The sequence below is a fragment of the Streptomyces spiralis genome (genome assembly GCF_014654675.1).
In the GTDB taxonomy this organism is placed as follows: domain Bacteria; phylum Actinomycetota; class Actinomycetes; order Streptomycetales; family Streptomycetaceae; genus Streptomyces; species Streptomyces spiralis.
Map to the genome: position 1 here is coordinate 1 of NZ_BNBC01000085.1, position 3,375 is coordinate 3,375.

Annotated in this window: 2 protein-coding genes; both read left to right on the plus strand. The window is 71.2% G+C overall.

The window, feature by feature from the left end:
• On the plus strand, positions 1-1,359 hold a 1,359-nt coding region (locus IE318_RS42715; RefSeq protein WP_189908243.1), incomplete at its 5' end, for a type I polyketide synthase.
• Between the two features lie 217 nt (positions 1,360-1,576).
• A partial coding sequence (locus tag IE318_RS45895) for a type I polyketide synthase (protein WP_373311444.1) occupies positions 1,577-3,375 on the plus strand: 1,799 nt, incomplete at its 3' end.

Genomic DNA, 3,375 nt, shown 5'->3' on the forward strand with positions numbered 1-3,375 from the left:
GCCCGGCACTTGGTCGTCGAGCACGGTGTACGGCATCTGGTGCTGACCAGCCGACGCGGCCCGGACGCCCCGGGCGCGGCGGAACTGTGCGACGGGCTGGAGCAGGTGGGCGCGTCCGTGGACGTGGTCGCGTGCGATGTCTCCGACCGTGAGTCGCTGGCGGCTCTCCTCGCTGGTATCGGCAGCGAGCATCCGCTGCGTGCGGTGGTGCATGTGGCGGGGGCGGCGGACAACGGTGTGATGGGTGCGCTGACGCCGGAGCGGATGCGCGGGGTGTTGGGTCCGAAGGCGGATGCGGCCTGGTATCTGCATGGGCTGACGCGGAATCTGGATCTGTCGGCGTTCGTGATGTTCTCGTCGGCGGGTGGTCTGGTTCTGGCGGCGGGTCAGGGCAACTACGCGGCGGCGAACGTGTTCCTGGACGGTCTGGCGGCGCATCGGCGTGCGGCGGGGCTGCCCGCGACCGCGATGGCCTTCGGCCTGTGGGGCGTCAACACCGGCATGGCGGCGGGTCTCGGCGACGCCGATCTCGAGCGCATGCGCCGCGCCGGTACGCCCGCCCTCACGGCCGAGGAGGGGCTCGCGTTGTTCGACGCCTCGCTGGCCACCGGCCTCGCGGTCACCGTGCCGCTGCGGCTGGACACGGCCGCGCTGCGTGCCCGCGCCGACGAGCTGCCCGCCCTGCTCAGGGGCATGGTTCCGGCACCCCGCAAGCGGACCGCCCCGGCCGGCGCGGCGCGGACGGTCTCCCTCGCGGACCGCGTCGCCGGTCTCGGCCCCGACGAGGCCGCGGACATCATCCTGGACGTCGTCCGCACTCATGTGGCGCGGGCTCTGGGGCACGCCTCCGGTGACGCCATCGAACCCGACCGGGCATTCGGCAGCCTGGGATTCGATTCCCTCGCTGCGGTCGAGCTGCGGAATCAACTGAATGCGGTGTCCGGTCTCCGGCTGCCCGCCACGCTGATATTCGACTATCCGACGGCCGTCGATGTCGCCTCCTATATCGGAAAGCGGATTGCGTCCTCCGCCGCACCGCAATCCGTGAAATCCGTTAACTCCGCAAATTCCACATCCGTACTGGAGGTGGAATTCACTCGGCTCGAATCCGCGCTGGGCGCACTGGCGCCGGCGGAGCACGAACGGGAGCTGCTCGCCGACCGGCTGCGCGCCCTGGCCGAGAAGATCGCCGAGTATCCGGCGGATGGAACCGATGAAACCGGTGGCACCGGTGAAGCCGGTGAAAAGAGTGCCGTCGTGGCGGCCCCGAGCGGCGACGACGGCGATCTCGCCGATGCCACGGCCGACGAACTGTTCGCCATCCTCGACGGCGAACTGGCCTCGCCCCCCACCCCCTAGTCGCCGGCCGAGCGGAGATCCCGCTCGCCCGACGTTCCCGCTGGCCGGGGCGCGTGACACCTCCTGATCGGCAGGTGCGCGCGCCCCGGCCGCCTGCGTTCCACCCCAGAAGGCGCAGGGGTCGGTTAAGGGTTGGCCCCCCAAAGGGTGCTCGGTAGCGTCCTGACCGATCTACGGAATGGAAAGTCCGGCCGCGTCGCGAGTGAGTCGCCCATAAGTGGTCCTCCTCGGCCAGAAGGAGAAGGTCTCGGTGAGCAACGAGCAGCGACTTCTCGAATACCTGAAGCGGGCCACTTCCGATTTGCGGGACGCCCGACGCCGACTGGCGGCGGCCGAACAGCGGACCGGGCGCAGCGAAGACCCTGTCGTGATCGTCGGCATGGCGTGCCGGTATCCGGGCGGTGTGACGTCCCCGGAGGAGCTGTGGCGGCTGGTCGCGGACGGTGTGGACGCCATTTCGGTCTTCCCGGAGGACCGTGGCTGGGACCCGGACGTGTACGACCCCGAGCCGGGCACCCCGGGAAAGACATACGCGCGCGAGGGCGGATTCCTCTATGACGCCCCCGACTTCGACCCAGCGTTCTTCGGGATCGGCCCGAACGAGGCCCTGATGATGGATCCGCAGCAGCGGCTGCTGCTGGAGGTGTCCTGGGAGGCGATCGAACGGGCGGGCATCGACCCCACCTCCCTCAAGGGCAGCCGTACCGGCGTGTTCGCCGGGGTGATGTACCACGACTACGCGCTCGGCCGTGAGCCCGGCAGCACCAGCGCCGGCAGCGTCGTCTCCGGCCGGGTCTCCTACACGCTGGGTCTCGAGGGCCCCGCCGTCAGCATGGACACCGCCTGCTCGTCGTCCCTGGTGACCCTCCATCTCGCCGCCGAGTCCCTGCGGCGCGGCGAATGCTCGATGGCCCTGGCCGGCGGCGTGACGGTCATGTCGACGCCGGAGATGTTCGTCTACTTCAGCACACAGCAGGGACTGGCCGCCGACGGCCGGTCGAAGTCCTTCGCGGCGGCCGCCGACGGCGTGGCCTGCTCGGAGGGCGCGGGCGTACTGCTGCTGGAACGGCTGTCGGACGCCCGCCGCAACGGCCACCCGGTCCTGGCGGTGATCCGCGGCTCGGCCCTGAACCAGGACGGCGCCAGCAACGGCCTCACGGCCCCCAACGGGCCCTCGCAGCAGCGGGTGATCCGCGCGGCCCTCACGGACGCGGGACTGTCGGCGGCCGACGTGGACGCGGTGGAGGCGCACGGCACGGGGACCCGGCTGGGTGACCCGATCGAGGCCCAGGCGCTGCTCGAGACGTACGGGCAGGAGCGGCCGACCTCCGGTGAGCCGCTGTGGCTGGGTTCGATCAAGTCCAACATGGGCCACAGCCAGGCTGCTTCGGGTGTCGCGGGCGTCATCAAGATGGTGATGGCGATGCGGCACGGTGTGCTGCCGCGCACGCTGCACGTGGATGCCCCCTCGGACCAGGTCGACTGGGAGGCGGGGAGCGTCGAGCTGCTCACCGAGGCCCGGGACTGGCCCGACAACGGCCATCCGCGTCGCGCCGCCGTCTCCTCCTTCGGTATCAGCGGCACCAATGCCCACGTCATCGTCGAGCAGGCGCCGGAGGAGCTGGTCCCGGAGGCCGCCGAGGGCGGTGCGGTCGCTCCCGCGGTGGTGCCGTGGGTGCTGTCGGCCAGGACTCCCGAGGCCCTGTCGGCCCAGGCCCGCAAACTGCTGCCGCTCGCCCCCGCCCAGGATCCGGTCCATCTCGGCTACTCGCTCGCGACCACCCGATCCGCGTTCACCCACCGCGCATGCCTCCTCGGCACCGACCGCGACGCACTGCTGCGCGGACTGACCGCGCTGGCCCAGGGCGGCGGCGACGCACAGAACGTCGTACGGGGAGCCGGGCGCCGCACCGGCAAGCTCGCGTTCCTGTTCACAGGACAGGGGGCTCAGCGGTTGGGGATGGGGCGTGGGTTGTACGACGCCTTCCCCGTGTTCGCCGAGGCCCTGGACAGCGT